The organism is Clostridium sp. CMCC3677 (assembly GCF_023845585.1).
GTDB classification, from domain to species: Bacteria; Bacillota; Clostridia; order Clostridiales; family Clostridiaceae; genus Clostridium; species Clostridium aquiflavi.
Genome location: NZ_JAMQHS010000073.1, coordinates 1 through 254 on the forward strand (window position 1 = coordinate 1; position 254 = coordinate 254).

The following is a 254-nucleotide window of genomic DNA, read 5'->3' on the forward strand; positions in this document are numbered from 1 at the left end:
AGCGTGATACCGATTCCTGGAGTGCCTTTTTTATCAATTGCTGTTAATTTGATGTTGGCTTGCTCATTTTTGTCGCCGTGTTTGTAGTTTATTTTGACTGTGTCTCCCACTTTTTTACTGTGAATATAATCAATAAATTCTTGGCTTGATTTAAACGCATTCCCATCAATTTCTGTGATTAGGTCGCCAGCGTGAAGGACATCGGCTGCTGGAACGTCATCTTTTACGCTTAATACGTATACGCCATCATAAGT

Annotated in this window: 1 protein-coding gene; it reads right to left on the reverse strand. The window is 39.4% G+C overall.

Annotated elements, in window-relative coordinates; all coding sequences use genetic code 11:
* Nucleotides 1-254, reverse strand: a 254-nt coding sequence (locus NG901_RS16780) for a PDZ domain-containing protein (protein WP_252217089.1), incomplete at both ends; no start/stop codon positions are given.